The sequence below is a fragment of the Faecalibacterium sp. i25-0019-C1 genome (genome assembly GCF_042854225.1).
In the GTDB taxonomy this organism is placed as follows: Bacteria; Bacillota; Clostridia; order Oscillospirales; family Ruminococcaceae; genus Faecalibacterium; species Faecalibacterium taiwanense.
On the sequence record NZ_AP031428.1, the window covers coordinates 2,776,511 to 2,801,053 of the forward strand.

The 24,543-nt window shown below is 55.9% G+C and carries 21 protein-coding genes, 2 tRNA genes and 1 pseudogene; 4 read left to right on the forward strand and 20 right to left on the reverse strand.

Going from position 1 to position 24,543, the window contains the following annotated elements; all coding sequences use genetic code 11:
- Positions 1-60: 60 nt before the first annotated feature.
- The gene (locus tag ACGHUK_RS13690; RefSeq protein WP_390574520.1) at positions 61-981 is read right to left on the reverse strand and encodes an NDP-sugar synthase; all 921 of its coding nucleotides are present in this window, start codon (positions 979-981) and stop codon (positions 61-63) included.
- Positions 982-1,280: 299 nt separating this feature from the next.
- Between ACGHUK_RS13690 and ACGHUK_RS13695 the strand changes: the two genes are divergently transcribed.
- The gene (locus tag ACGHUK_RS13695; RefSeq protein WP_337679955.1) at positions 1,281-1,802 is read left to right on the forward strand and encodes a hypothetical protein; all 522 of its coding nucleotides are present in this window, start codon (positions 1,281-1,283) and stop codon (positions 1,800-1,802) included.
- 135 nt (positions 1,803-1,937) lie between these two features.
- Here the strand turns inward: ACGHUK_RS13695 and thrS are convergent, their stop codons facing one another.
- From thrS to ACGHUK_RS13770, 15 genes are all read right to left on the reverse strand, one after another.
- A complete protein-coding gene (gene thrS / locus ACGHUK_RS13700; protein ID WP_390574521.1) occupies positions 1,938-3,722 on the reverse strand; it encodes a threonine--tRNA ligase in 1,785 nt (594 codons plus the stop codon).
- 365 nt (positions 3,723-4,087) lie between these two features.
- Positions 4,088-5,356 carry a chloride channel protein gene (locus ACGHUK_RS13705; RefSeq protein WP_390574522.1) on the reverse strand — a complete coding sequence of 423 codons (1,269 nt, stop codon included), beginning with the start codon at positions 5,354-5,356 and terminating at the stop codon, positions 4,088-4,090.
- Between the two features lie 207 nt (positions 5,357-5,563).
- Complete coding sequence (locus ACGHUK_RS13710; protein ID WP_097774182.1) at positions 5,564-7,309, reverse strand: ammonium transporter; 1,746 nt, start codon at positions 7,307-7,309, stop codon at positions 5,564-5,566.
- A 310-nt stretch (positions 7,310-7,619) separates the two neighbouring features.
- Positions 7,620-9,257, reverse strand: a complete 1,638-nt coding sequence (locus ACGHUK_RS13715) for a recombinase family protein (RefSeq protein ID WP_223474817.1) — start codon at positions 9,255-9,257, stop codon at positions 7,620-7,622.
- 83 nt (positions 9,258-9,340) lie between these two features.
- Positions 9,341-9,805 (reverse strand): hypothetical protein, encoded by a 465-nt coding sequence (locus ACGHUK_RS13720; protein WP_097774989.1) that lies wholly within the window; start codon positions 9,803-9,805, stop codon positions 9,341-9,343.
- Between the two features lie 166 nt (positions 9,806-9,971).
- Positions 9,972-10,256, reverse strand: a complete 285-nt coding sequence (locus ACGHUK_RS13725) for a hypothetical protein (RefSeq protein ID WP_015538118.1) — start codon at positions 10,254-10,256, stop codon at positions 9,972-9,974.
- Between the two features lie 653 nt (positions 10,257-10,909).
- Complete coding sequence (locus ACGHUK_RS13730; protein ID WP_154256464.1) at positions 10,910-11,317, reverse strand: DUF1622 domain-containing protein; 408 nt, start codon at positions 11,315-11,317, stop codon at positions 10,910-10,912.
- 12 nt (positions 11,318-11,329) lie between these two features.
- Entirely contained in the window at positions 11,330-11,965 is a 636-nt protein-coding gene (locus ACGHUK_RS13735; protein ID WP_097781014.1) for an RpiB/LacA/LacB family sugar-phosphate isomerase, read from the reverse strand.
- A 45-nt stretch (positions 11,966-12,010) separates the two neighbouring features.
- Complete coding sequence (locus ACGHUK_RS13740; protein WP_005938337.1) at positions 12,011-12,355, reverse strand: cupin domain-containing protein; 345 nt, start codon at positions 12,353-12,355, stop codon at positions 12,011-12,013.
- Positions 12,356-12,458: 103 nt separating this feature from the next.
- Positions 12,459-13,268, reverse strand: a complete 810-nt coding sequence (locus ACGHUK_RS13745; RefSeq protein ID WP_005938335.1) for a gluconate 5-dehydrogenase — start codon at positions 13,266-13,268, stop codon at positions 12,459-12,461.
- A gap of 319 nt (positions 13,269-13,587) precedes the next feature.
- Positions 13,588-14,349: an SDR family oxidoreductase gene (locus ACGHUK_RS13750; RefSeq protein WP_005938331.1), complete on the reverse strand. Its 762-nt coding sequence runs from the start codon at positions 14,347-14,349 to the stop codon at positions 13,588-13,590.
- 156 nt (positions 14,350-14,505) lie between these two features.
- Positions 14,506-15,567, reverse strand: a complete 1,062-nt coding sequence (gene trpS / locus ACGHUK_RS13755; protein ID WP_390574523.1) for a tryptophan--tRNA ligase — start codon at positions 15,565-15,567, stop codon at positions 14,506-14,508.
- Positions 15,568-15,873: 306 nt separating this feature from the next.
- Positions 15,874-15,950: transfer RNA gene (locus ACGHUK_RS13760), tRNA-Asn, on the reverse strand.
- Positions 15,951-15,991: 41 nt separating this feature from the next.
- Positions 15,992-16,066 (reverse strand) — tRNA-Glu (locus ACGHUK_RS13765).
- 88 nt (positions 16,067-16,154) lie between these two features.
- Entirely contained in the window at positions 16,155-16,787 is a 633-nt protein-coding gene (locus ACGHUK_RS13770; RefSeq protein ID WP_390574524.1) for a hypothetical protein, read from the reverse strand.
- A gap of 511 nt (positions 16,788-17,298) precedes the next feature.
- Here ACGHUK_RS13770 and pckA point away from each other — a divergent pair.
- Positions 17,299-18,903 carry a phosphoenolpyruvate carboxykinase (ATP) gene (gene pckA / locus ACGHUK_RS13775; RefSeq protein ID WP_097774186.1) on the forward strand — a complete coding sequence of 535 codons (1,605 nt, stop codon included), beginning with the start codon at positions 17,299-17,301 and terminating at the stop codon, positions 18,901-18,903.
- A gap of 150 nt (positions 18,904-19,053) precedes the next feature.
- Positions 19,054-19,716 carry a helix-turn-helix domain-containing protein gene (locus tag ACGHUK_RS13780; RefSeq protein WP_390574525.1) on the forward strand — a complete coding sequence of 221 codons (663 nt, stop codon included), beginning with the start codon at positions 19,054-19,056 and terminating at the stop codon, positions 19,714-19,716.
- Between the two features lie 134 nt (positions 19,717-19,850).
- On the opposite strand, the gene ACGHUK_RS13785 is transcribed toward ACGHUK_RS13780, so the two are convergent.
- On the reverse strand, positions 19,851-21,368 hold the full coding sequence (locus tag ACGHUK_RS13785) for a sodium/proline symporter (RefSeq protein WP_349138141.1): 1,518 nt from the start codon (positions 21,366-21,368) through the stop codon (positions 19,851-19,853).
- Between the two features lie 280 nt (positions 21,369-21,648).
- Positions 21,649-22,380: a GntR family transcriptional regulator gene (locus ACGHUK_RS13790; RefSeq protein WP_390574526.1), complete on the reverse strand. Its 732-nt coding sequence runs from the start codon at positions 22,378-22,380 to the stop codon at positions 21,649-21,651.
- A gap of 216 nt (positions 22,381-22,596) precedes the next feature.
- Here ACGHUK_RS13790 and ACGHUK_RS13795 point away from each other — a divergent pair.
- Positions 22,597-22,722, forward strand: a pseudogene (locus ACGHUK_RS13795) (hypothetical protein); the annotation flags it as partial.
- Positions 22,723-22,835: 113 nt separating this feature from the next.
- On the opposite strand, the gene ACGHUK_RS13800 reads toward ACGHUK_RS13795, so the two are convergent.
- Positions 22,836-23,387, reverse strand: a complete 552-nt coding sequence (locus tag ACGHUK_RS13800) for a 4-alpha-glucanotransferase (RefSeq protein WP_390574527.1) — start codon at positions 23,385-23,387, stop codon at positions 22,836-22,838.
- Between the two features lie 148 nt (positions 23,388-23,535).
- Positions 23,536-24,393 carry an AraC family transcriptional regulator gene (locus tag ACGHUK_RS13805; protein WP_118528562.1) on the reverse strand — a complete coding sequence of 286 codons (858 nt, stop codon included), beginning with the start codon at positions 24,391-24,393 and terminating at the stop codon, positions 23,536-23,538.
- Between the last annotated feature and the right edge of the window lie 150 nt (positions 24,394-24,543).

Below are 24,543 nucleotides of genomic sequence, written 5' to 3' on the forward strand. Positions count from 1 at the left end.
TTGTTTTTACAGAAAAGTTGTGCCGGGTGCCCAGAGCCAAGCGGAGGGCATTTTAAATGGTCAGGCCCACAGATTTTCCGGGTACTGGCCCTCTGCCGTTTTGCGGGCGATGGCTTCCACCACCAGCGGCTTGTCCTCACGGTAGGTAACGCCGTACCATTTATCCGTGCTGCGCAGCACCTGAATTTTTGCCTTGCCCTCTTCGATCAGCTCCGTGACCACCAGCGGCAGGAAATACTCACACTTGAGCGGGTTTTTAGGCAGATTTTCGGTCAGCCAGCCCGCAAAGCGCTGCTCGGCTTCGTCCAGAAAGCTTTTGCCAAAGCCCCACAGGTTCATGCTCACCGGGGTATCGCCGGGCAGATCGGTCCAGCTTGCGCCGCCGTCCTCGGTGAAGTGTACGCCGTTTTCGTACGTTTCAATGCGGGTGCGTTCGGTCACACTGTGCAGGGTGCCGTCGGGGTCGGTCACGCACACGCCGCGGGCCACGCTGCCATTCTCAGAGACAGTGTTCCGGAGCAGATAGCTTACCATGCAGTAGTCGTAATAGCCGCCGTCCTCGTGGGTGGACAGGTAATCATACATCACCCGGAAGGCCTCCGGGCCGTAATAATCATCGGCATTGATGACTGCAAACGGGCCGTCGATGAGGTCCTTTGCCGCCAGAACGGCGTGGCAGGTGCCCCAGGGCTTGACACGGCCCTCCGGCACGGCAAAGCCTGCGGGCAGCTCATCCAGCTGCTGGAAGGCGTATTTCACGTTCATGGCCTTGGATACACGCTCGCCGATGGCTGCCTTGAAAGCATCCTCGATCTCATGCTTGATAACAAAGATCACCGTCTCAAAGCCTGCGCGGCGGGCATCGTAAAGGGAATAATCCACGATCACCTGACCGTTCGGCCCCACCGGGTCGATCTGCTTCATGCCGCCGTAGCGGCTGCCCATGCCAGCCGCCATGACCACCAGTACCGGTTTGTTCATATAAGGTTCCTCCCCTGTTCAGGCCGCAGCTGCGGCAGAAATTCTTGCGTTTATTATACTACTCTTGGCAGGCGTGAGCAAGGGTGTTGATGTTGGCATTGGCTCCACTCACTCCGTCCACCCTCCGAGGCATTCTGCAAGCTAAAATTTCCAAAATATGCAATTTATTCTTGCAAAAGTATTGTTTTTGCCATGTAAATATTGTATAATGACGGCGTCAATGCAGGTTTTACCTGTCAAAAAGTGTCCTTTAGTGAAAGCAAAGCTTTCCAACACGATCAAGAAAGAGGTATTTTATCATGAATGAAGCCGTTACCAAGCGCTTTCTGCTGTATTTCCGCCTGATGCTGCTGGTGTGGATCCTGATCGCCAATGCCATCATCCATGTGACCGGCCTGGAGTACAGCTGGCTGATCTTTCTGAGCAATATCATGATGTTCACGCTGGAAGGCGATGTGAAGGATCGCTTCGTCACCGTTGAGCTGGGTGGTCTTGTGGGTCTGATCCTCACTGTGATCGCTCTGCTTTCCATCACGGCCCTGACCCCGGTGCTGGGCAGCTTCTTCGGCTTCCTCATCCCGCTGGCCGTGGTGCTGTTCATCCTCATCATCCTGCACCCCTACGCACCCAAGGTGCTGAACAACGTGGGCTTTGCCTACCTGACTGTGGCCTGCATCGACACCACCGCTCTGGCCACCCACCTGCCCCAGTTCTTCATCACCTTCATCGTGGGTTCCGTTCTCTTCAACGGCGTGTGCGTGCTGCTGATGAAGCCCGCCAAGGCTCTGGCCGTCAAGAGCGTCCAGAAGGAAAATGCCTGATTTCCTTTTTATAAAGCATCCAACGCCAAAGGCCGCTGTTTCCATTTGAGCAGCGGCCTTTGGCGTTTCGCTGCAGCAAAAAAGCGCCGCTCTCCCCTGCCGGGAAAGCGGCGCTTTGTGTTTTGCAGTGTCTGCTTACAGGCTGCGGTTGCGGATCTCGGCAGTCACCTTTGCGATGAATACATCCAGCTCCATCGTGGTGGTCTCGCCCTTGCGGTCACGCACCGAGATGTTGCCTGCCTCGGCTTCCTTGGCACCCAGAACCAGCATATAAGGCACACGGTCCACCTGCTGTGCCTCGCGGATCTTGTAGCCGATCTTCTGGTTGTCGTCGTCCAGCACAACACGGACACCGGCTTCCACCAGCTTTTCGGTCACGCCCTCGGCGTAATCCAGCGTCTTTTCGGAGACGGGCAGCACCTTGACCTGCGTGGGAGCCAGCCAGGTGGGGAACTTGCCCTTGGTCTCTTCGATCAGGTAAGCCATGAAGCGGTCCAGAGAGCCCAGGATGGCGCGGTGCAGCACCACGGGGGTCTTTTCGGTGCCGTCCTTGTCCACGTAGGTCAGGTGGAACTTTGCGGGCAGGCAGAAGTCCAGCTGGCAGGTGGACAGGGTGTACTCGGCACCCACGGCGGGCTTGACGTTCACGTCCAGCTTGGGGCCGTAGAAGGCAGCCTCGCCGATCTCCTCGGTGAAGTGGATGCCCAGCTCGGTCAGCACTTCGCGCAGGGCCTGCTCTGCATGGTTCCACATGGCATCATCGTCGTGGTACTTCTTCTTATCGGCAGGATCACGCAGGCTCAGCACGCAGCGGTAATCGGTAATGTTGAAGTCCTTGTACACCTCAAAGATCAGGTCGCACACGTTTGCGACCTCGCTCTTGATCTGCTCCGGGGTGCAGAACAGGTGAGCATCGTTCTGGCAGAAGTGACGGCCGCGCTCGATGCCCTTCAGGGTGCCGGAGGACTCGTAACGGAAATCGTGGGCGATCTCACCGATGCGCATGGGCAGGTCACGGTAAGAATGGGGACGATTTGCGTAGATCATCATGTGGTGGGGGCAGTTCATCGGGCGCAGAACATAGCTCTCGCCCTCCATCTCCATGGCGGGGAACATGTTCTCACGGTAGTGATCCCAGTGACCGGAGGTCTTATACAGGTTCACAGTGCCGATGCAGGGAGTCATAACGTGCAGGTAGCCGCGTGCACGCTCCTTCTCCTTGATATAGTTCTCCAGCTCCTGCCAGACGGTGTAGCCTGCGGGCAGGAACATGGGCAGGCCGCGGCCAACCAGATCGTCGGTCATGAACAGGCCCATTTCCTTGCCGATCTTGCGGTGATCGCGCTCACGGGCCTCCTGCTGCTCCTTCTCCCATGCGTCCAGCTCTTCCTGATTGCGGAAGGCCACGCCATTGATGCGGGTGAGCATCTTGTTTTCCTTGTCGTTCTTCCAGTATGCGCCGGACTGCTGGGTGATCTTGAAGGCCTTCAGCGCCTTGGTGTAGGTCAGGTGGGGTCCGATGCACATATCCACGTACTCGCCCTGCTGGAAGAAGCTGAACTCGGTCTCATCGGCCAGATCCGCCATGTGCTCGATCTTGTAGTTTTCCTTGCGCTCTTCCATCAGCTTCACGGCCTCGGCGCGGGGCAGGATGAAGGGCTTGATGGGCAAATTCTCCTTGACGATCTTGCGCATCTCTTTTTCGATGTTTGCCAGATCCTCGTCGCTGAGCTTCTGGTCGCCCAGATCGACATCGTAGTAGAAGCCGTTCTCGGTAGCGGGGCCGAAGGCGAAATCAGCCTGCGGATACAGGCGCTTGATGGCCTGCGCCATGATGTGGGCTGCGGTGTGGCGGATAACGTGCAGTTCCTGATCCTGCGGGCACTCGTCCACATGACCGTCCTTATAGATGATCTTCATAATGTTTGCTCCTTTGACAGATAAAGTAAAACAAAAAAGCGCTTCATCCCGCACACTTACTCACGGGATGAAGCGCCTGAAAAAATCAGAAACGTTCCACGGTTCCACCCGAATTGCACGCCTCTGCGTGCCACTCGCTGTGCTGTAACGGGCGCACCCGGCAGAGGTTCTCCTCTGCGCTCTGCGGTGGTAGAGCTCCGGCACATGACAGGCTGCTTGCAGCGCCCTTGCGGGGCAGCCCTCTCTGGGTCATGGAGAAACGGGAACTCAGTTTGTCCGCATCATCGCTTTTACAGGATGAAACTACGCTGATTGTAGCACGTCCCGCGGAAAAAATCAAGAGACGCAGCCATGAAATTTTTTCTTCATTTTTCTTCCTTCGGCTGCAGGAATTCCGAAAAAAGCTTGCTGGTGCGGAATCCCTGACTGGAGTACAGGCTGTGATAGCCGGAGAACATATAGCTCAGGCCGCAGGCCAGCGCCATCAGCTCAAACCCGGCCCCGCTGAACAGCTCAGCCGCCAGCACAATGGAAGCCACCAGCGTATTGGTCGCCCCGCAGAACACGCACACCAGACCCACGGCAGCAGAAAAGCCCGCCGGGAGCCCCAGCAGCGGTCCCACCACGCAGCCAAACGTTGCGCCGATGTAAAAGCTCGGCACCACTTCGCCGCCCTTGAAGCCCACGCTCAGGGTCAGCACTGTAAGCACCATTTTGCACACAAAGTCCCACGGCAGAGCCTGCTCCAGCTCAACGGCATCCATAATGACATCCATGCCGGCACCGTTATAGCGGCCCACCCCCATCAGGTAGGACAGCGCCACCACAGCCGCACCGCCTGCAGCAGCCCGCACCCACGGATTCGGCAGCAGTTTGGGAATCTCATGCTCAAAAAAGTGCAGCATCTGGCAGAAAATCACCGCCACCACCGCACAGCACATGGCCAGCACGGCGGTGCGCACCACCGTCCGGGCATCCAGCGGCGGTGCTTCCATCACAAACCGTGTGGGCGCAACGCCGGCCTTCAGCGAGATGCTGTATGCAATGAGCGCCGCCAGAAAGCCCGGCACGAAGGCCACGGTCAGCATCAGACCCACATCCACCACCATCATCGCAAACAGGGTCGCGGTCAGCGGCGTACCGAACAGCGCCGAAAAAAATGCCGCCATGCCGCACACGGTAGCCGTGCGGCAGTCATGATTGTTGAAGTGCAGCACCCGGCCGATATTCCAGCCGATGCTGCCGCCCATCTGCAGCGCTGCGCCCTCGCGGCCGGCCGAGCCGCCGCACAGATGGGTGAGCACAGTGCCCAGAAAGATGGCCGGGACCAGCCACGGCGTCACCGAGCTGCCGTCCTGCACGGCCCGCAGCACATCGTTGGTGCCCTTGCCGACACAGCCCGTCGCCTTATACAGAGCCGTGATGGCGATGCCCGCCGCAGGCAGAAGCCATAGCAGCCAGACATGCTCCGTGCGCTGCTCGGTCACCCATTCCACTGCCAGATGGAACAGCGTTCCGATGCCGCCGCACAGCACGCCGGTGCACACGGCCAGAAGCGTCCACCGGAACAGCGCCAGAAGCGAGACCCGGATCGCTTCCTTATAATGCAGGAACCATTCCTTTATTTTCCACATGTTTCTTCCCCGCACCTCTCTTATTTTCGATCTGATTTTGTCTATATGCGCCAAAACATAACATGTTTTTCTATCAATGTCAACCAAAGAACGGCAAAGGATATTATACAACTTTTACATACCCGGTAAAACAAATGTCAAAAGCCCCGCTTCTTTGTGCGCAGAAGCGGGGCTTTTGATTTGGTTGCCATTAGAGATTTTGGAGCTTTACTCCACATCCTGCAGGGCGGCAAAGTCCTCTTCGCCGGTGCGGATCTTGACCACGCGGGTCACGTTGTACACAAAGATCTTGCCGTCGCCGATGTGTCCGGTGTACAGTGCCTTCTTGGCGGCCTCCACCACAGCGTCCACGCTGATCTTGGAGACGATCACCTCCACCTTGATCTTGGGCAGCAGGGTGGTATCCACAGGCACGCCGCGGTACTTCTCGGAAGTGCCCTTCTGGATGCCGCAGCCCATCACCTGAGTGACGGTCATGCCGGTAACGCCCAGATCGTTGAGGGCGGTCTTGAGCTGATCGAACTTGGAAAGCTTTGCAATGATGGACACCTTGTGCATACCGGTGTCGTACACGCCATCGTGGATCACGGGCGAAGGCTCGCGCACCACAGGAACGGCAGCGCTGATCTGCTTGTCGGTGGCCTTGGTCACATCGTCCTCGCCGAGGTCGGTGTTCTCGTTGGGCACCATGGCAGCAGAGTTTGCATCGGAGATGGAGAAACCAGCGTAAGCGGATGCCAGACCATGCTCGTGGATATCCAGACCGTCGATCTCCACCTCTGCGGGAACGCGCAGGCCGATGAACTTATCGATGAGCTTGAAGATAATGAACATCACAACGACAACGTAGATATCAACGGTAACGAGGCCCAGCAGCTGGGTGCCCAGCTGTGCCAGACCGCCGCCGTAGAAGAGACCTGCGTGCTCAGTGTTGGCACCGGTGGAGAACAGGCCCACCGCAATGGTGCCCCACACGCCGTTTGCAAAGTGGACGGAAACTGCACCAACAGGGTCATCCACCTTGGCGATGTTATCGAAAAACTCAACGCTCAGAACAACGAGCAAGCCGGCCACAAAGCCGATGAAGAATGCGCCGAAGGGAGAAACGGTATCGCAGCCTGCAGTGATTGCCACCAGACCGGCCAGAGAACCGTTCAGGGTCATGGAAACATCGGGCTTTCCGTAGCGCAGCCAGGTAAAAATCATGGTCACACAGGTGGCAACGGCTGCAGCAAGGTTGGTATTGAAGCAGACCAGACCGGTCATGGTCATGGCCTCGTCGGTGGCAAGGCTCAGAGAAGAACCGCCGTTGAAGCCGAACCAGCAGAACCACAGGATGAACACGCCCAGAGCACCGGCGGTCAGGTTGTGGCCGGGAATGGCGTGAGGCTTGCCGTTCTTGTCGTACTTGCCGATGCGGGGACCCAGCATCCATGCTCCCAGCAGAGCGATGACACCGCCCACATTGTGGACTGCTGCAGAGCCTGCAAAATCATGGAAGCCCATGCTCTGCAGCCAGCCGCCGCCCCACATCCAGTGGCCGCAGATGGGGTAGACCACCAGCGAGATCGCAGCGGAATAAACGCAGTAAGCCTTGAAGTTGGTGCGTTCGGCCATGGAGCCGGAAACGATGGTGGCAGCCGTTGCGCAGAACACGGTCTGGAACACGATGTAGACCCACAGCGGGATATCCAGACCCAGATGGCTGTAATCGCCCTGAATGAACGGGTCGAAGCCGCCGATCAGTGCGCCGGTGCCGCCGAACATCAGGCCAAAGCCGATGATCCAGTAGCACGGGGTGCCGATGCAGAAGTCCATCATATTCTTCATCAGAATATTACCGGTGTTCTTGGCACGGGTGAAACCGGCTTCGCACAAGGCGAAGCCCGCCTGCATGAAGTAGACAAGGAACGCTCCCACGAGCGTCCAACAGGTGTTGACGGAGCTGAACATAACTTTCCATACCTCCCACGAATGTGATGCCGCAAGGCCACCAGAACCTTTTGGCGTGTGCGGTGTTCCCCGTGCCGATCGCACGCAGGAACGCTTCATTTGCACTCGGGAGACCCTCTATCCTCCCCCGAGCGGCAATATCCCCGAAAACACAAAAGGCGCTGGCGGAATCAATTCCGTCAGCGCCTTTGCTTTCGATGGCAAGAGTATAGTCCCTTTGTGCAAAAGTGTCAAGGGCTCAAGAGCAGAGTTCCCATAAAACAGTATTTGCAAAAGTTCCCTAAATGGGGAAGATTTGGCGTGACTTCGGTCACGCCTTTTCTTTTGCTTCCAGTTCATCCAGAGGGATGTACCCCAGCCCGTCGTACTTGATATGGATGTGCTGCACCCGCTTTCCGCTGGACTTATCCGGGGCATCTACATAGATAGCCGACACCAGTTCACGGAGAGCATAGGGAGTGAGTTCTTCAATATGAACGTACTTGTGCGCTTTCTGGACGAATTTTTCAATATTCTCGATTTGCTGTTCCTGTACTTCGATTTCCTGTTGGATAGAGAGGGATTCCTCTTCCAGCTGCTTCTGTTCGGCATCGTAGCTCTGGCTCATCATGTCGAAGCGGTCATCGCTCAGCTTTCCATTGGCGTTGTCCTCGTAGATTTTCATGAACAGCCGTTTGAGGTCTACAATCCGCTTCTCATTCCGGGCAAGCTGCTTCTTCAGGACGGTCAGCTTTTCGCTGCTTTCCACACGAAGCTGCTCCTCCATGACCTTGCGGAAGTAGTTTTCATGACGGAGAATGTAGTCCGTCACCCGCTGAACATGACTCAGCACACGTCCTTCCAGAACCTTTACCCGGATGAAATGTCCCTTGCACTTGCTCCCGTTCTTCTTGTGCAGAGAGCAATCAAAGAAGTCTTGACTGAAGTCCCTGTTATTGGACGAACCATATTGCATCTTGGAACCGCAGTCAGCGCAGTAGACCATACCGGAGAAAATGCTGCTCTTGCCTGTTCGGGTCATACGGTGACGCTGGCTGCGAATCTCCTGAACCTTTTCAAACACATCATCGTCAATAATGCGCTCATGTGTATCCGGGAAGATAGCCTGATTTTCCACAGGATTCAGATGTCTCTTTTTATCCCAGATAGAGTTAGTATAGGTCTTGAAGTTGACTGTGCAGCCAGTGTACTCCCGGCGTTCCAGAATCAAACTTACTGCTCTTTTATCCCAGCGATAAGGGTCTTCCGGGGCAGGTGCGTTTGTGCTCCGGCCATGGCTCAACTTGTAGGCGGTAGGAGTCAGAACTTTATCTGCCCACAGTTGGTTCGCAATTTGGGTCGGCCCACGTCCCTCCATGCACATGGAGAAGATGCGCTTCACAATCGCAGCCGCTTCCGGGTCAACAAGCCAATGCTTCGGGTTCTCCGGGTCTTTTACATAGCCGTACGGAACATTAACCGTCAGCGGTACTCCACGCTCTCCCTTGGCCTTCTGAACGGCCCGAATCTTGCGGCTGGTATCGCGGGCGTAAAACTCGTTGAACCAGTTCTTAATGCCCGCAAAATCGTTGTTTACGCTGTTCGGGTCAATGGTGTCGTAGTTGTCGTTAATGGCGATGTAGCGAACGCCATACTGGGGAAAGGTGAAGTTGGTGTACAGACCAGTCAAGGCAGAATTGCGCCCCAGTCGGGACAAATCCTTCGTGATAACGATTCCTACACGCCCTGCTTCGATCTCGACCAGCATACTCTGAAAGCCGGGACGGTCATAGTTCGTGCCGGAGTAGCCATCATCCACAAAGAACACCGGGTTCGGGAAGTGGTTCTTTTTGGCGTATTCCAGAAGGATGACCTTCTGGTTCTCAATGGACAGGCTTTCGCCGAGCCGTGCGTCCTCTTGCGACAGCCGGCAGTAAAGTGCGGTGATCTTATTCGTTGCTCCAGACATTGTTGTGTCCTCCTTACTCTGTGGAGCAACTGTCAGTACAGGATTGGTTACCGGGTCAAGTATAGCAGAATTGGGCGCAGTTGTCATTCGTCTGCACCCTCATCTTCAAATTTTTGCTGGGCGTTCTTGGCAACAATGCGCTCCAGCTTCTTCAAAAAGGATTCCTTGCCCTCATAGCTGCCGGTCACGGTGTAGGTGGTGTGACCGACTTTCTCCGTGGTGGTCAGTTCCGGAATCCAGAAAGCGGACAGGTTCTTGACATGGAGGTTGCCGTTCTCGTCCACATAAGAGCCGTGTTTCTTCTGCTCTTCGGTCAAGGGCTTCCGCTTGAAGTAGATTTCATTTTCGGAGATGCTCACAGTCTCGCTGGTCTGCTCTTTCGGGGCATCGTCATACAGCTGGGCGAAAAATGCCAGTGCATCTTCGGGTGAGTCTTCCTCCATGAGTTGCTCGAAAACTCGCTGTTCCTCTGCCGAGAGGTTGTTCCATGCGGCTTCCAACTCCTGCTCGTTGGCTGCGTTGACAAAGGCTTCGATCTCTTTTTTCATGGTGCATCCTCCTTTGGCTGCGGAAAGCGTTTTTTCAAAAAATATGGGTTTTCGTGAGAGCAAGAATCGTCCCGTGGCCACAAATTTTCAATACTCGAAAATTTCCTGTCCCCTTTGGGACTGTTTCTTGTTGGGGCGTGCCTGCCCCAAACCCTGCTAGGTGATTTCATTCTTGGTGGTTGCTATATTGCTTATATGCCTTTTCAAATCCTGATTTGTTATATATGATAAATTTATAACATTCTCCATCTTTCATGGAAATTGCTGCAACAGGAACGACCATCTGACTCCATGAAAGCTCCCTTATCTCGTTCATGGGCAATACAAGGTTGCGATACAGTGGACTGACTGTGAGCTTTTGAGTTGAATATGTAATGCTCTGTTCATCAATGTACAAACCACCGCCAATGATTCCATTACGGCATAAGCTACACACAAAAGTTTTTCCCATAATATTACCGCCTCCTATTAGTTGATGGTTGGTTAAGTTGAGTATATCATATTGATTTCCAGAAGAACACCCCTATATAGGAGATTTTAGCCGTTTTACTGCGTACGTGCGTACGAGAGATTGGTACGCACGTACGCAGCGATTTGCCCGAAGCGCACCCTATATAGCCGTTTCCCCCTCGGAGAGCCCACTACACTTTGCAGACCACAGGGATGAAAGTGTCATAGTGGGTTATTACACTTCCGCAGAAGTGCCTTCTCCTCGCCGCAGACAGCCGGGTGTGCCTTTTGTGAGAGCTTTCTGTGCGGCGAATCTACATCGCCCACAGGCGATGTAAGCAGGGATTCCAAAGGGGCGCAGCACCCTTGGCACACGACTTTGGTACAAAGTCTAGTGTGTTACACCTTTCCAGAGGTGTATACGTTCCTGAAATGCAAAAAGCCCCATACCCAACACCTTAACGGTGCGGACATGGGACTTGATGCTTCCTCGGCCTAGCCGGGTACTCCGTAACCAATCCTGACAGGCAGTTGCCGTGTCATTTTTCGAAAACTGTTTTACGGATACCCAGCATGTCAAGGTTTTACGTTTTTCACAACGCAAAGAAAGTTATCACGGCAAAAGTTTGGCAAAACTCTGTTTTCAGCTGCGCACTAGTCATTCTTTTCCGCTTCTGTGTCGTTTTCCGCTTTTTTGCGGCCGGAGCGGTGTCCGCCCTGCATTTCCCAGTGCAGCATCAAGCTCATCATGGCGCGCAGTGCAAAGGTAGCAGCCAACGGCACCACCGACTCCAGATTCTGCAAAAGGAAGGTCTTTGCGATCTCCGCCGACATCAGGAATTCCAGCGCCGTGGTCAGGCCGCTGCTCATCTCGTGGTGGAAATCATGGTGGTCATGGAAGAAGGTCGCCCGCACATAGTGGTAGGTGGCCTTGATAAGACTGGTGACGATGATAAACAGACCGATCACTTCGGCAAGGCCCGCGATCATGGGCACTGCGGTCTCCAGAAAGCCTTCCAGTCCATGGGTAACGCCTGCGTTCAGATGATAAAGCCAGCCCATAGCAGCATCCTCTTACAGCAGCGTCTTGACGTATGCTGCCAGCTCCTCGTCCTTGCAGGAGGCGAAGAACAGCTCGCTGAACTTTGCACCGGCCACAGCGCCCTTCAGCAGGTCCTGATCGATGCTCTTCAGGCACTCGATCAGCGGCTTGAAGGTAGCGGCACGCACGCCGTCCAGAATTTTCTTGTTGCGCTGCTCAGGCTCCACGCGCTCCTTGGGGTAGCCCTGACCGTGGCCGAAGCCGAACAGTTTCTCGAAGCAGTACTCAAGGTTCAGCTCACCGCCCCAGCCGAAGCCCTTGGCAAACGGCATGGCAACGGCGTTGCCGTCGTTCACGTGGGCAAAGGTGTAGGCATCCACAGGGTCCTCCACATGGCCGCAGATCACGCCGGGGAAGCTGTTCAGAGCCAGCATGGCACCCTCGCCGGTGCCGCAGCCGGTGATGACGTAATCGGCCGCGCCGCTGTTCAGCAGGATGGCAGCCAGAATGCCACACTGCACATAGGTCAGCTGGGCAGCATCGTCGGCAGCGTACATGCCGTAGTTGACCACCTCGTGGCCCATGGGCTCCACCACCTTTTTCAGGGCAGCTTCAATGATGCCATTCTTGGCGGCCTGACTGTTCTCGTTGATGAGTGCAATCTTCATAGTAGTTTCTTCTCCTTTTATGATCTTCTCCTGCAGGTGCAGGTGTTATACAAAGTCCTCGCGCATGGGGGTAAAGAAGTCCAGCATCACGCCGCCTTCCAGACACACACAGCCGTGCATCACGCCGTCCTGCTTGAGCAGGGTGTCGCCGGGGCCCACCTCGCGGGTCTCGTCGCCGATGGTAAAGCGGTAGCGGCCGGAGACGATGTAGGTGACCTGCGTGTGCGGGTGGCAGTGCATGGCACCCACACCGCCGGTCTCAAAGGTATTTTCCACGCACATGGCATCCTTGCTGTAGGCCAGAATGCGGCGCTTTACGCCCTTGCCGCACACCTCCGGCTCGATCTCGGCATGGGGCACCCATACTGCGTCTTTATGCTGTTTTTCCATTATAACACAACATCCTTTCCCATACAAACACAAAAAGCGGCAGCCAGCAGGCAAAGCCTGCCCGGCTGCCGCCGTGCTCAGTCCTTTGGGATATCCTCAGCCATTACTGGGGCTGCTTGCCGATGTAAGCCAGAATGCCGCCATCGACGTACAGGATCAGGCCATTGACAAAGTCAGAAGCCTCAGATGCCAGGAAGACAGCAGGTCCGCCCAGATCCTCTGCCTCGCCCCAGCGGCCTGCGGGGGTCTTGGCAACGATGAACTGGTCGAAGGGATGACGGCTGCCGTCGGGCTGGATCTCGCGCAGAGGTGCGGTCTGCGGGGTAGCGATGTAGCCGGGTCCAATGCCGTTGCACTGGATGTTGTATGCGCCGTACTCAGAAGCGATGTTCTTGGTGAGCATCTTCAGGCCGCCCTTGGCTGCAGCGTAGGCGGAGACGGTCTCACGGCCCAGCTCGCTCATCATGGAGCAGATGTTGATGATCTTGCCGCCGCCCTGTGCGATCATGTCGGGGATGATGGCCTTTGCCACGATGAAGGGAGCGTTCAGGTCAACATCGATGACCTGACGGAACTGAGCAGCGCTCATCTCGGTCATGGGGATGCGCTTGATGATACCGGCGTTGTTGACCAGAATGTTGATGTGGCCAACTTCCTCGGTGATCTTTGCCACCATGGCGTTGACGGCATCCTCATCGGTCACGTCGCAGACGTAGCCGTGAGCCTTGATGCCTGCTTCTGTGTAAGCAGCGATGCCCTTATCCACCAGCTCCTGCTTGATGTCGTTGAACACGATGGTTGCACCGTTGGCTGCCATTGCCTTTGCAATAGCCATGCCGATGCCATAAGATGCGCCGGTGATCAGCGCGACCTTGCCGGTCAGATCAAAAGATTTGGGAGTGCACTGTGCCATAATAGAGTCCTCCAATCAAATTGTTCCTTTGCGGGGAAGCCCCGTTTTTGCTCTGCAGGACGCTCAGAAAGCCGAACTCTCGATTTTAGCATCCTTCTTGTATACAGGGTAACATTCTTTTTGGGCTCTGTCAAGGCATTTTCTTCTGCATTTTTGCTGTATTTTTAATTTTCCGGGAAATTTTTTCGTGAAAAGTCGTGCAAAGCTGCAAAAACCCGGGTTTTTCTTGTATACACGGTTTCAGTCATTAGCGGTGCGCACAATTTCGGCGGAAAAATTTGGGCTTGTTGACAAGAGCCATCTTAAGCCATCCAGAATATCATCCCAGCTTCTTTTTCTGCTGCCGTGCCACAATGGGCATCAGCAGGGAGGCGGGCAGCAGCTTCTGCGCCGTGGTGCATGCCCGCATAAAAGCCGAGGGCACAATGATGATCCTGCGGTGCATCATGCCGTGCATGGCTTCCTGTACGCAGAACTCCGGCGTGATGCCCTTGAGGGCAAACACCACCCCCGCCCGGTCGTTGAACTCGGTATCCACCGGCCCCGGGCAGAGCGCACACACGTAGACCGGGCTGTGCAGCTCCTGCAGCTCCCGGGCAACGCCCCGGGTCAGGCTGACCACATAGGCCTTGCTGGCATAGTAGCCCGCCATATAGGGCCCGCCGGGCAGCAGCCCCGCCGAGGACGCCACGTTCAGGATGGTGCCGCCGCCTGCCGCGTGCATCCTGCGCACCGCAAAGCGGAACAGCCGCGCCATGGCTTCCACATTCACCCGGATCATTTCCTCTTCCCGGGCGTCGTCGGTCTCCAGATAGCTGCCGCACACGCCAAAGCCCGCGTTGTTGATAAAGATATCAATGGTCTCCCCCTCCAGCTCCTTGAAAAGGCGCTGGCAGTCCTCTTCCTTTGCAAGATCGGCAGGCAGGATGCGGCAGGGCGTGCCCAGTTTTGCGGCCAGCGCTTCCAGCCGGTCGGTGCGGCGGGCGGTCAGGATGAGCCGGCAGCCCAGCTTTGCATAGCGGCGTGCAAACTCCTGCCCGATGCCGGAGCTTGCGCCAGTGATCCAGATGGTCTTTTGCATGGTGATTTTCCTTTTTCCTCTCGCCCCCAGAGCGGGGGCTTTCTGTACTTATTGCCCCTATTTTAACACAGTTTGACCGCATTTTCTATGCAGTTTTCGTAAACTATAAAAAGAGTGTCCGGAACACCTGCGGCATCCCGGACACTCTCATAGATTTTATTTCAACAGGTTGTCGTTCTCGAAGTAATCGATGCGCATGGACTTGCGCACCTCGGCCAGCGTGGCGGCGGCAGTCTTTTCGGCATAAGCGCTGCCCTCTTTCAGGATCTCCACCACCTCGGGCAGGCGCTGTTCCCACTCCTTGCGGCGGGTGCGGATGGGCTCCAGCTCGGCCTGCATGACGCTGTTCAGGAACTTTTTCACCTTCACGTCGCCCAGACCGCCGCGCTGGTAGTGTGCCTTCAGCTCATCGAGGTTCTGGTATTCCGGCCAGAACTCGGCAAAGTGCTCCGGGCGGCAGAAGGCGTCCAGATAGATGAACACCGGGTTGCCCTCCACCTTACCGGGATCCTGCACACGCAGGTGGTTGGGGTCGGTGTACATGGACATGACCTTCTTTTTGATGTCCTCCGGTTCCTCGGACAGGTAGATGCAGTTGCCAAGGCTCTTGCTCATCTTGGCCTTGCCGTCGGTGCCGGGCAGGCGCAGGCAGGCGGCGTTCTGGGGCAGCACGATCTCCGGCTCGGTCAGGGTATCGCCGTAAACAGCGTTGAATTTGCGCACGATCTCGCAGCACTGCTCGATCATGGGCTTCTGGTCCTCACCGGCAGGCACGGTGGTGGCGTGGAAGGCGGTGATGTCCGCAGCCTGACTGATGGGGTAGCAGAAGAAGCCCACCGGGATGCTGGTCTCAAAGTTGCGCATATGAATCTCGCTCTTGACGGTGGGGTTGCGCTGCAGGCGGCTCACGGTGACGAGGTTCATATAGTAGAAGCTCAGCTCAGTCAATTCCGGCACCATGGACTGGATGAAAATATGGGTCTTGGCGGGGTCGATGCCGCAGGCCAGATAATCCAGCGCCACCTGCAGGATGTTCTGGCGCACCTTTTCCGGGTTGTCGGCGTTATCGGTCAGGGCCTGTGCATCGGCGATCATAACGTAGATCTCATCGTACTCGCCGGAGTTCTGCAGGCGCACCCGCTCCTTCAGGGAACCGACATAGTGGCCCACATGCAGGCGGCCGGTGGGGCGGTCGCCGGTCAGAATGATTTTTTTCATGATGTTCTCCTTTATTTTGCCGGAAGGCGGCTCGCCCTCTCCGTCTTTGCTCCGCAAATCCACCTCTCCCAAAGGGAGAGGCCTTGGCATAACGGTATACTTCGTGTAGACTGCCAAAGGCTCCCACTTTGGGGGAGCTGGCGCGAATGCGCCTGAGAGGGCGAGGATGCTGCTCTTAAAAGCATCCGCCCACCAACAAATTTTCAATTCTAAAACATGCTTTAAGTATATCCCGCCTCGCATTTTCTGTCAACAAAAGCGGCCGGAGAAAAAGAAAAAAGCGATGGAAAACTTCCATCGCTTTGCTGGCGCCTCTTGCCTGACTCGAACAGGCGACACCCTGATTAACAGTCAGGTGCTCTAACCGACTGAGCTAAAGAGGCATCTATATAAAACGGCACATGACCGTTTTACTACTATAAAATGGTGACCCGTACCGGAATCGAACCGATGTTAAAGGCGTGAGAGGCCTCTGTCTTAACCGCTTGACCAACGGGCCATACGTCCATTTTGCATCGGGTGTTCGCTCCCGACTTGGCTATTTTAGCATAGCACGCCTGCTTTGTCAACACAAAAATTCAATTTTTTCAAAAAATCTTCCGCACTTGGGCCGCGCCGGTGTGGAACAGGCCCAGCGCCAGCCCCAGATATACGCCGATCACCGTATCGTTCTGGTCAAATTCCATCTGCTGGCGCTGCGGCAGGCCGGCCAGTGTACCCTTGTATACGCACCGCAGCTCTTCCAGCCGGGTGTAGTCGTTCGGGTGCATCAGGGTGCTGTGCTTGGGCAGCTCCATGGCACCGCTCTTTTCCAGCACCTCGCTGACGAACTGGGAGCAGAAATAGTGCCGGCGGCGCTTCCAGCGGATATGCATCCCGCAGAGCGCAAGACCGATAACGTTGAACTGGTAAAGGCTGCCGTGGGCCATCATGTGCTCGGCACGGCGGCGGGCACGGGTGTAGGCTTCATCGCTCACATCCAGCGCATACAGTGCGCAGGGCACGTTCTCCCGCAGACGGAACACGCCCCGGTTCAGGTATTCCCTGCTGGGCCCTGCCGGGAACATGGTATAGCCGTTTTTGCGGGTAGAGCTGTACAGGCAGCTCAGGTCTTCGTCAAAAGCCAGCGAAGCGTGGGTATAATTTGCACCGGTAACAGCGTAAACAAGGTTTGAAAGCAGGGTACCCGACCGGGTGAGCAGGATGTAGATGGTCTTCATAATCTTTTTCCTTTTTATATGTAGCACACAGAAAAAGCGGGGCTGTCCTTTTGTCAGATACAGTATACCACAGGCAAAGCTTCTTTGTCATAAAAATCGTCAAAATCTCGTAAATTTTGCACAAATCGGGCTGTGGATCCTGTTCCGCTCTTCCCTGCCGCGCCGTTTTGCGGGAAGGGCCGTTTTTGTGCTCGGTTTTTCATGCATCCCAGCTCGTCAAAATTTTATCAAAAAATTGTTTTTCTGCCTTTCCACCTTATTTTTTCAGGTTTCGCCCCCTGCTTTTGTTTCCTGAAATTGTTTCAGGCAGTTAAATTTCTTAATGAAATTTGTTTCTTTTCTGCAAATAGCACGATTCGTTTATTGATTTCGGGATACTTTTATGTATAATGGTATACAGGAGAATTTGCATTTACAAACTGCAAGCCTTCTGCGCAGCGCCCGGCCCGCCGGGAAACGCTGTGCCCTATACAGGACGTATGGATCAAACGAAAGTAGAGGTATAGCGAATATGGCAAAGTTGGATCTTACCAAGTATGGCATTACCGGCACGACTGAGATCGTGTACAACCCCTCCTACGAGCAGCTGTTCGAGGAAGAGACCAAGCCCGGTCTGGAAGGCTACGAAAAGGGCCAGGTCAGCGAGCTGGGTGCTGTGAACGTTATGACCGGCATCTACACCGGCCGTTCTCCCAAGGACAAGTTCATCGTTATGGACGAGAACTCCAAGGACACCGTGTGGTGGACTTCCGACGAGTACAAGAACGACAACCACCCCGCTTCTCAGGAAGCATGGGCTGCTGTGAAGGCCATCGCTCAGAAGGAGCTGTCCAACAAGCGCCTGTACGTGGTGGATGCATTCTGCGGTGCCAACAAGGATACCCGCATGGCCATCCGCTTTGTCATGGAAGTTGCATGGCAGGCACACTTTGTCACCAACATGTTCATCAAGCCCACCGCTGAGGAGCTGGAGAACTTTGAGCCCGATTTCGTTGTCTACAACGCATCCAAGGCCAAGGTTGAGAACTACAAGGAGCTGGGCCTGAACTCTGAGACTGCTGTTGTGTTCAACATCACCAGCAAGGAGCAGGTCATCGTGAACACCTGGTACGGCGGCGAGATGAAGAAGGGCATGTTCTCCATGATGAACTACTTCCTGCCGCTGAAGGGCATGGCTTCCATGCACTGCTCTGCCAACACCGACCTGAACGGCGAGAACACCGCCATCTTCTTCGGTCTGTCCGGCACCGGCAAGACCACCCTGTCCACCGATCCCAAGCGTCTGCTGATCGGCGATGACGAGCACGGCTGGGACGACAACGGCGTGTTCAACTTCGAGGGCGGCTGCTACGCAAAGGTCATCAACCTGGATAAGGACTCCGAGCCCGATATCTACAACGCCATCAAGCGCAACGCTCTGCTGGAGAACGTCACTCTGGATGCCGAGGGCCACATCGATTTCGCCGATAAGAGCGTTACCGAGAACACCCGTGTGTCCTACCCCATCAACCACATCAAGAACATCGTCCGCCCCATTTCTTCTGCACCCGCTGCAAAGAACGTCATCTTCCTGTCTGCTGACGCATTCGGCGTTCTGCCCCCGGTCTCCATCCTGAGCCCCGAGCAGACCCAGTACTACTTCCTGTCCGGCTTCACTGCAAAGCTGGCAGGCACCGAGCGCGGCATCACCGAGCCCACCCCCACCTTCTCTGCATGCTTCGGCCAGGCCTTCCTGGAGCTGCACCCCACCAAGTATGCTGAGGAGCTGGTCAAGAAGATGCAGAAGAGCGGCGCTAAGGCTTATCTGGTCAACACCGGCTGGAACGGCACCGGCAAGCGCATCTCCATCAAGGATACCCGCGGCATCATCGACGCCATCCTGAACGGCGACATCAACAATGTGCCCACCAAGAAGATCCCCTACTTCGACTTCGAGGTTCCCACCGTGCTGAACGGCGTGGACACCGGCATTCTGGATCCTCGCGACACCTATGCTGACGCTTCCCAGTGGGAAGAGAAGGCCAAGGATCTGGCAAGCCGCTTCATCAAGAACTTCAAGAAGTACGAGGGCAACGAGCACGGCAAGGCTCTGGTCTCTGCCGGCCCCCAGCTGTAAGCTGATCTCCGCCTGATACTGAAGCGATAAAAAAGGACGTGTTCCCGCAAGGGAGCACGTCCTTTTTGTTCTGCAGACTGGCAGGTAAACGCTCCGTCGGTTGTGTTTTCCACATTTCTGTGTTATCCTGTGGAAAAGGATGTGAGCAGAATGGTTGCAAAAGAATTTGGTGCATTCCTTGCACAAGTGCGCCGGGAGCGGAACATGACGCAGGCCGAACTGGCTCAGCAGCTTCACGTTACGGATAAAGCTGTCAGCCGCTGGGAACGCGGCATCGGGCTGCCAGACATCAACACGCTGGAGCCGCTGGCCGATGTGCTGGGCCTGACCCTCGCTGACCTGATGCACTGTCATGACTCCCGTCAAAAAGATGACACTCCTCCCGTTCCTCTGGAAGATTTTTTCACCATGCTGCGCCGCCAGCACACTGTAGACTGGCATTCTGTGCGTACTGCTCTTCTTGCATTAAGCATTGCACTTGCCCTGTGGGGAATTTTTGCCTGTCCAGGCAGATTAGCTGTGCACTGGCGGACTCTCAGCGATGGTTTGCTTCAGGCCGACGGCTGGATGTCCTCCCTGGTCATTTTTCCATTGTTTGCCGGATTTGAATTTCTATCTCTTGAGCTCTGGAACAATTTTGAGCAAACCGGTTACTACCGGCGCTGGGGTGAGGTGAATCTTTTTATCATTCACGCCATGTCTTTCAGCACGCCGCTTACCCGTCTGATGCGGCTCGTGCTGGATCTTCTGTTCTTTTTCTGTTTTGGATTTCTGCTTCCATGCTGCGAAGCATGGTTGATTCTTTTGAATTAAATGCCGCTTTCCTCTCCGTCCCCACCCGTGAAAAAGCAAAAGAGCAAAGCCCGCCGGCTTTGCTCTTTTGCATAAGGATCAATCATTTTCCGCTGCTATGCCCAGAGCACAGCGGAGGGCATTCCCAATCGTTTTTACTTGGCAGCGTCGAACTCTGCCTCGATCTCTGCCGAGGGTGCCGGGGTGACAAGGCTCACCACAACACAGACCACCAGAGAGATCAGGAAGGCAGGCAGCAGCTCGTAGATGCCAAACACGCCGCCCAGCGGGCTGATGATGTACTTCCATACAAAGACCATCAGGCCGCCGGAGAGCATACCGGCCAGTGCGCCCTGCCAGTTGCAGCGCTTCCAGAACAGGGAGCACAGCACCACTGCGCCAAAGGAGCCGCCAAAGCCGGCCCATGCAAAGCTGACGATGCCGAACACGCTGGAGTTGGGGTCGCGGGCCAGCACCACGCCCACCACGCTGATGCAGATGATGGTCAGGCGGGCAGCGAACAGGCTCTGCTTCTCGGTCAGTTTCATGTGACCGAACTCCTGCAGGATGTTCTGGGATACGCTGGAGGCCGCTGCCAGCATCTGGCTGTCGGCGGTGGACATAGTAGCGGCAAGGATGCCGGCAAGGATCAGACCTGCCAGAATGGCTGCCAGCACGCCGTGCTGAGCGATCAGGCTGGCCACGCGCACGATCAGGGTCTCGCTGGAAGAGCCGCTCAGGAACTCCAGCGCGCCCGCCTTGGTCATGCCCAGACCCACCATGCCGATGACGATGGAAGCGGTCATGGCAATGACCACCCACACGCTTGCAATGCGGCGGCTGAGCACCAGCTTCTTTTCGTCCTCAATGGCCATGAAGCGCAGCAGGATATGGGGCATGCCGAAGTAGCCCAGACCCCATGCCAGCGTGGACGCGATGTCCAGCAGACTGTAGGAGGTGGCGGTGTTGTCTGCCGCATTGTGGCTTGCAGCCATGGTCAGGTAGCCGGGCAGGCTGCGGGCGTTGTCCAGAACCACATCCCAGCCGCCTGCCACATTGACGCCATACACCAGCACCGCGATCAGCGCCATGCTCATGACAACGGACTGGATCAGGTCGGTGGTAGACACAGCGCGGAAGCCGCCCATGATGGTGTAGCCCACGATGACCACAGCGGACAGGACCATGGCCGCCATGTAATCCACGCCAAACAGGCTGTTGAACAGCTTGCCGCAGGCGGCAAAGCCGGAAGCGGTGTACGGGATGAAGAACACGATGATAATGACCGCGCCCAGCGCGTTGAGCAGGTTGCGCTGGTCATGGAACCGCAGGGAAAGGAACTGCGGCACCGTGATGGCATCCAGATTGGCCGAGTAGCGGCGCAGGCGGCGGGCCACGATGAGCCAGTTGAGCCATGTGCCCACAGCAAGGCCGATGGCCGTCCAGCCCGGCGACGCGATGCCGGTGAGATATGCAAGGCCCGGCATACCCATCAGCAGCCAGCTGGACATATCGCTGGCTTCGGCGCTCATAGCCGTGACCAGCGGGCCCATCGTGCGGCCGCCGAGGTAGAAATCGCTGCTGTCCTCGTTGGATTTGCTGTAGACAAAGCCAACCAGCAGCATTCCCACCAGATAGATCACAATGGTGGCAATGATGCAGATATTGATCATTTGATTACCCCTCTCTTTCTTCCCCTCAACGGGAACATATCTTAAATATTACCACAAAAACCTGCATTCCTGCAAGCTTTTCGGGCAATTCAAGAGCACAAACTGCTGTTTTTCCGGGTTTTGAACAGAAAAAGCAGCATTTCTGGTGCAAAATCCATCAGAAACACTGCCGGCGTAAATTGATATCCGCAGCCCGGCGTAAAGCCGTATCCGTATTGAACCAAAAAAGCACCCCCCTGCCATGGCCTTGTAAGGGTCAGCAGCGGGTGCTCTTTTTGGTTTATGTCTGTACAAAGAAATCCGGGAACCGTTCCAATATCTTCTGGAAATTCTCGCGGTACATGCCAAGGTGATGCTCAAACAGGGCTTCTACGTCCACGTCCAGCGGCAGGCCGTCCCGCAGGTAGCCAAAGATCTGCTCGTGCTCTTTCTGCACCGAGGCAATATTTCCCCGGCAAAGGGCCGAGTCCAGATACCGCACACGGTCCATATGGGAAGTAACGTTGTGCATAGCCTCCCAGATGCGGTCGTAGCCGGAATCGTGGTACAAAAGCCTGTGGAAGTCGTTATCCAGCGAGATGAAGAAGTCATCTGCTGCATCCTGATCCAGATAAAGGTCTTCGCTCTGCCGGTTCAGCAGTTCCTGAAATTCGTTCAGCTGTTCCCTTGTCAGCTTTCCGGCCAGCCCGCGCAGCAGCGCCGGTTCCAGAATGCGGCGCATGGCAAAGCCTTCGTTCAGGTATGGAACGCTGATCTTGGACACAATGCTGCCGCGCTGCGGCAGAACATCCACAAGCCACTCGCTTTTCAGCATCATCAGCGCTTCGTGTACCGGTGTGCGGCTCATGGCCAGCTGTTCGCACAGTTCGGCCTCGCTCAGCTGACAGCCCGGCTGCAGCTGCAAGGTCATAATATTTTTGCGCAGCATACGGTAGGCGTAAGCCCGGTTATTTTCGTCCATTCTGCGCACGTCCAGCAGCAGCGGCAATGCGCTGGCCTTTTCTTCTCTCATAGCAGTTCCCTTTTTTGCTTGCCGTAATTTTACCGCAGGGCGCACCGCCCCGCAGGCATCTGAAATCATTCTTATTATAAAGCATCCCGCGGCACATGTCAAAAAGAAAAAGCACCAAGCATTGCTGCTTCGTGCTTTTTTGTGGTGCGCCTCGCGCACTCCTATCCGAACGGTGCGCCGCTGGTGGCCATCACCGGCCAAGTGGGCACCGACCGGCTGCACATCCCGGTGGTGAATACCATGATGGCAAAGGGCATCATCCCCATGGATGACAAGTACAGCCTGTGGACCATCGGCATCCCCCAGAAGGACTATGTGAACCAGCTGTTCGACCGGGCCGATCCATATTCTGTACTTTTTTATTTGTTCTTTGTCGTTTTTATTTTTGAATAAGTATTACTTCTGCCATTATTCTGCAATAAACTTTCCAAAATCAAGTCCAGAGCACTATACTGTCACGCCCAGTTCATCCGGCCGTAGCGGGTGGTCAGCTGGCAGATCTCCTTTTGGAGCTTTTTGCTCAGCTGGGTCTTTTTCAGCCGCCAGCGCCAGTTCTGGCCCACGGTGGAGGGCTTGTTGATGCGGGCAGAGTTGTCCAGCCCCAGCCAGTCCTGCATGGGGATGATGCAGGTCGCCGCTGCGCTGCGCAGGATCAGTGCGATCATGCTTTTATAGAGCTGCTCTTCCGGGGTGGCGTAGTCGTACAGATAGTCCCGCACCATGGCGCGCTCGGCATCGGTGACAGTCTGGTACCACGATACCAGCGTCTCGTTGTCGTGGGTGCCGGTATAGGCCACGCTGTTCACCGGGTAGTTGTGGGGCAGATAGTCGCTGGCACTGCCGGTGTCGCGGGAGTCAAAGGCAAATTCCAACACCTTCATGCCGGGGAAACCGCTGTCCCGCACCAGCTGACGGACGGTGTCGCTCATGTAGCCAAGATCCTCTGCAATGATCTCCCGCTTGCCCAATGCCTGCTCCACGGCACGGAACAGCTCGATCAACCACATCGAGAACCCGAATCTTCTGGCAACCAAGATCATCGTGCCGCATAAGCTCATCCAACGGGAGAGCTGCTGCCCGCCGCCGGAGGTCTGATGTGCAAAAAACGAGGCCGTTCCCTCTCATTTCCAGAGAGGCAGAACGGCCTCGTTTTGCTTATTTTTTCCGGTACTCCCGGGGTGTCATGCCGAAGTGCGCCTTGAACGCCCGGTTAAAATAGGAGAGGTTCTCAAACCCGCACCGGGAAGCGATGGTCAGAACCGTCTCATCCGTGGCCTGCAGCGCTTCGGCGGCGGCGTTGAGCCGGTACTCGTTCAGAAAGGCCACAAAGCTCTGCCCGGTCATCTGCCGGAACCACCGCATGAAGTGGCTGGCACTGAAGGAGCAGACCCCGGCGGCATCGGCGACCCGGAGTTCCTCGGTATAATGGGCCGAGAGCCATTGCAGGAGCGTTTTCAGCCGCTGGGTGTCGGCTGTCTCGGCGGCAAGCCGCTGCCGGCCCTGTGCAAGGAGCAGGGCAAGAAACCGCAGCAATGCCCCCTTGACCTGCAGCTCGTAGCCGGGGAGCTTGGCGCGGTTGGCATCCTCCACCTCCCGCAGGCAGGCGGCGGCCTGCAGATAGCACAAATCGTTCGGGGTCAGCCGCGCAGGCAGCGACAAGCGCCCGCTTTGCAGCGGAAGCAGATATTTCTCGGCACAAAGGTCCTCTGCGCCGCCCAGAAGCTCCAGCTCAAAAATGATATTTTCGTATTCCATGCACTGCCCTTCGGCCTGCCGCAGGGCATGGAGGGTGCCGGGCGTAAAAATAAAGATGTCCCCCATGCGAGCCGGGCAGCTCTCAGCGCCCACCTGCACCAGTCCTGTGCCCCGCTTGACAAAGACCAGCTCCATGCTCTCCTGCCAGTGGAGCGCCACCTGCGGAAAGTCCCCCGGAATGGTGCAGGGATACAGATTGAAGGGAAACCGCACGGCACCATGCTGCTTGGTCTCCTGCAAAGATGCCTGATTTTGCATTGTTTCACCTCCCGATGATAGGATTGTACCACAGTCTGCGCTTTTTAGGCAAGATTTTGATTGTTTTATGTGGTATATCTGGAAGTACAGATGTCAAACCTGTTTTCCGCAAGGTGTATTTGAAAACAAAGAATTTGTAGAAACAGACTC